This window comes from Streptomyces synnematoformans, from assembly GCF_039531005.1.
GTDB lineage: Bacteria > Actinomycetota > Actinomycetes > Streptomycetales > Streptomycetaceae > Streptomyces > Streptomyces synnematoformans.
Window position 1 is genome coordinate 1 of record NZ_BAAAPF010000451.1, and the last position, 4,159, is coordinate 4,159.

The following is a 4,159-nucleotide window of genomic DNA, read 5'->3' on the forward strand; positions in this document are numbered from 1 at the left end:
GGGGCGGATCATGGCGCCGCCCCGGCCGCCCAACGCCGACGACGTGACCGCCGCGGCCTGAGCGCCGGACCCGGCAGCGCCGGCCGGCGCGCGCCGGGGGCGGTCGCCCGTACCCACGCGCGCGCCCCGGACGGCACCGGGCCGGCGGGGAGCCGCCGGGCCGGGTGTGGTACGTCCAAGGCGGTACGTCAGGCGTCGTATTCGTCCAGCGGAGGGCAGGAGCACACCAGGTTGCGGTCGCCGTAGGCGCCGTCGATCCGGCGCACCGGCGGCCAGTACTTGTCCGCCGGGCTCACCCCGGCCGGGAAGACGGCCTCGTCCCGCCCGTAGGGGTGCTGCCACTCCCCCGCCAGCTGCGCCGCGGTGTGCGGCGCGCCGACCAGCGGGTTGTCGTCCTTGTCCCACTCCCCCGTGGCGACCCGCTCGATCTCGCGGCGGATCGCGATCATCGCCTCGCAGAACCGGTCGAGTTCGGCCAGGTCCTCGCTCTCGGTCGGCTCGATCATCAGCGTCCCCGCCACCGGGAACGACATCGTGGGGGCGTGGAAGCCGTAGTCGATCAGGCGCTTGGCCACGTCGTCGATGGACATCCCGGTCGCCTTGGTCAGCGGCCGTACGTCGACGATGCACTCGTGCGCGACGAGCCCGCCCGGGCCGGTGTAGAGCACCGGGTAGTGCGGCTCCAGCCGCTTGGCCAGGTAGTTGGCGCCGAGCACGGCGACCTGGCTGGCGCGGCGCAGGCCGCCCTCGCCCATGAGCTTCATGTACGCCCACGAGATGGGCAGGATGCCGGCCGAGCCCCACGGCGCCGCGGAGACCGGGCCGACGCCCGTCTCCGGCCCGGCGGCGGGCTGCAGCGGGTGGTTCGGCAGGTACGGCGCGAGGTGCTCGCGGACCGCGACCGGGCCGACGCCGGGGCCGCCGCCGCCGTGCGGGATGCAGAACGTCTTGTGCAGGTTCAGGTGCGAGACGTCGCCGCCGAACTTCCCCGGCCCGGCGAGGCCGACGAGCGCGTTGAGGTTGGCCCCGTCCACGTACACCTGGCCGCCCGCGGCGTGCACGGCGTCGCAGATCTCCGTGATGTGCTCCTCGAACACGCCGTGCGTGGAGGGGTAGGTGACCATGAGCACGGCCAGCTCGTCGCCGTGCTGCTCGATCTTCGCGCGCAGGTCCGCCGCGTCCACCTCGCCGTTCTCCGCGGTCTTGACGACCACGACCCGCATGCCGGCCATCACGGCGGAGGCGGCGTTGGTGCCGTGCGCGGAGGACGGGATGAGGCAGACGGTGCGGCGCTCGTCGCCGTTCGCGCGGTGGTACGCCCGTACCGCCAACAGGCCCGCCAGCTCGCCCTGGGAGCCTGCGTTGGGCTGCAGGGAGACCTTGTCGTAGCCGGTGACGGCGGCCAGGCCATCCTCCAGCTCGCGGATCAGGGTCAGGTAGCCCTCGGCCTGGTCGGCGGGCGCGAAGGGGTGCAGGCCGGCGAACTCCGGCCAGGTCACGGCCTCCATCTCGGCGGTCGCGTTGAGCTTCATGGTGCAGGAGCCGAGCGGGATCATGCCGCGGTCCAGCGCGTAGTCCCGGTCGGCGAGCGTGCGCAGGTAGCGCAGCAGGGCGGTCTCGGAGCGGTGCCGGTGGAAGACCGGGTGGGTCAGGTACTCGTCGGCGCGCAGCAGCCCGGCGGGCAGCGCGTCGGCGGTCGCCACGTCCAGCGCCGCCACGTCCTGCCCGGCGATCCCGAACGCGTCCCAGACGACGGCCAGATGGTCCCGGACGGTGGTCTCGTCGCAGGAGATGCCGACGTGGTCGGCGTCGGCGAGGCGGAGGTTGACGCCGGCGTTGCGGGCGCGGGCGGTGACCTCGGCGGCCCGGCCGGGGACGCGGACGGTGACGGTGTCGAAGAACGCGTCGTGCACCACGTCGGCGCCGCCGGCCCTGAGGCCCGCGGCGAGGACCGCGGCGTAGCGGTGGGTGCGCCGGGCGACGGCCGCCAGTCCCTCGGGGCCGTGGTAGACGGCGTACATCGAGGCCATCACGGCGAGCAGCACCTGCGCGGTGCAGATGTTGCTGGTGGCCTTCTCGCGGCGGATGTGCTGCTCGCGCGTCTGCAGCGCCAGCCGGTACGCCTGCGCGCCGTCCGCGTCCCTGGAGACGCCGACCAGCCGCCCGGGCAGGCTGCGCGCGAACGTCGAGCGCACGGACATGTAGCCGGCGTGCGGCCCGCCGAAGCCCATCGGGACGCCGAAGCGCTGGCTGGAGCCGACCGCGATGTCGGCGCCGAGCGCGCCGGGCGAGGTCAGCAGGGTGAGCGCGAGCAGGTCGGCGGCGACGGTGACGACGGCGCCCAGCTCGTGCGCCCGCTCGATGACGGGCGTGAGGTCGCGTACGACACCGGAGGCGCCCGGATACTGCAGCAGCACGCCGAACACGCCGCGCTCCGCGACCTCCGCGGGAACGCCGTCGGCGAGGTCGGCGACGACGACCTCGACGCCGGCCGGCTCGGCGCGGGTGCGCAGCACCGCGAGGGTCTGCGGCAGTGTCTCGGCGTCGACCAGGAAGACGCCGTCCCTGACCTTGCCGACGCGCCGGGACAGCGCCATCGCCTCGGCGGCGGCGGTGCCCTCGTCGAGCAGGGAGGCGCCGGCGGTGGGCAGCCCGGTGAGGTCGGCGACGACGGTCTGGAAGTTGAGGAGCGCCTCCAGCCGGCCCTGGGATATCTCCGGCTGGTACGGCGTGTACGCCGTGTACCAGGCGGGGTTCTCCATGACGTTGCGCAGGATGACGGGCGGCGTGTGGGTGCCGTGGTAGCCCAGGCCGATCATGGAGGTCAGCACCTCGTTGCGCGCGGCCAGCCCGCGCAGCTCGGCCAGCACCTCGGCCTCGGAGCGGGCCGCCGGCAGCGAGAAGGCGCCGGTGCCCTTGATCGGACCGGGTACGGCGGCGTCGGTCAGCTCGTCCAGCGAGCCGTATCCGACCTGGGCGAGCATCTTGGCCCGGTCACCCGCGTCCGGGCCGATGTGCCGCTGCTCGAAGGGGGCGCCGCGCTCCAGGGCGGAAAGCGGGATGCGGTGGGCGTTCGTCTCGGACAAGGGGCCTCCTGGTCGCACGGACCTTCGCGGATGCCCCTGTGCCGGGCACCCGTACGGCCTCCCCCTCTGTCATCCGGACCTGAGAGCTTCACCGCCGGCCCGCTTCGGGGCGCCGGCTTGCACCGTCGGTGAGGAGGGGCCGCGTGCGGCCCGCCCTGCTTTCCAGAGTGACCTCGTCCGTGCGGTACGGGGGCCTGAGAGATTCCGGGGAGGAGTTGCTCCTTCGGCGCCTCCGTCTGGCGGGCGGAGGACTCTCCCGCACGGGGTCTGCAGCCACGGTCAGCGTACCAGCGCACGCCCCCGCGCAGCCCGATGCGGGCGCGTACGCCGGCGCGCCCTGCGGCGCCCGCCGAGTGGCCGCGGGGCGCGTTGTGCCGTTACGTGGAGGCAGCGGAGCTGTGACGAGACGTGGGAGGCACCGTGCAGACCGACATCGACCCCCGGAGCCTGATCGGCGTGCGCGCGTACGACAGCAACGGCGAGAAGCTCGGGACCGTCGACGAGGTGTACCTCGACGACGCCACCGGCACCCCGCAGTGGGCGGCGGTGCGCACGGGCCTGTTCCACCGTGACGCGTTCGTGCCGCTGGGGCCGAGCGAGCTGGCCGACGAAGGGCTGCGGGTGCCCTACGACCGGGAGCTGATCAAGGCCGCACCGGGCTTCGGCGTCGGCCGGCACCTCTCCCCCGGGCAGGAGCTGCAGCTCTACCACCACTACGGGCTGGCGCTGCCGCCGGACGTGGCCAAGGCCCCCTCGCACGGGCAGGGGCAGGAGCCGCAGCCCCGGGAGCGCCACTTCGGCGAGGTCGCCGGGCCGGACGACTGATCAGCCGCCGGGCACCAGCGGCAGCGGGTCCGCCGGCTCCAGCGCCGGGTCGTCGGCGGCGAACGTGCGCACCCGCCCGGGCTTCGAGCCCGGCACCTCGAAGCGCACCGTGACCCGGCCCACGCCGCTGCCCTGCACCCAGCCGGGGCCGTGCTCGGCGTGCCGCACGTCAAGACCCGGCAGCCAGCGCGGAGCGGCCGGCTCCGGCGCGGCCGCGGCGGGCTGCGGCGGGCGCGCGGGCGGGGCGG

2 protein-coding genes, 1 pseudogene and 1 riboswitch are annotated in these 4,159 nt (G+C 74.9%); of the genes and pseudogenes, 1 reads left to right on the forward strand and 2 read right to left on the reverse strand.

Annotated elements, in window-relative coordinates; all coding sequences use genetic code 11:
• Positions 1–188 precede the first annotated feature (188 nt).
• Positions 189–3,086, reverse strand: a complete 2,898-nt coding sequence (gene gcvP / locus ABD317_RS34150) for an aminomethyl-transferring glycine dehydrogenase (RefSeq protein WP_344295270.1) — start codon at positions 3,084–3,086, stop codon at positions 189–191.
• Positions 3,087–3,258: 172 nt separating this feature from the next.
• Positions 3,259–3,355: riboswitch (glycine riboswitch) on the reverse strand.
• 139 nt (positions 3,356–3,494) lie between these two features.
• Here gcvP and ABD317_RS34155 point away from each other — a divergent pair.
• A complete protein-coding gene (locus tag ABD317_RS34155; RefSeq protein WP_344295272.1) occupies positions 3,495–3,911 on the forward strand; it encodes a PRC-barrel domain-containing protein in 417 nt (138 codons plus the stop codon).
• On the opposite strand, the pseudogene ABD317_RS34160 reads toward ABD317_RS34155, so the two are convergent.
• Positions 3,912–4,159, reverse strand: a pseudogene (locus tag ABD317_RS34160) (DNA polymerase IV); the annotation flags it as partial.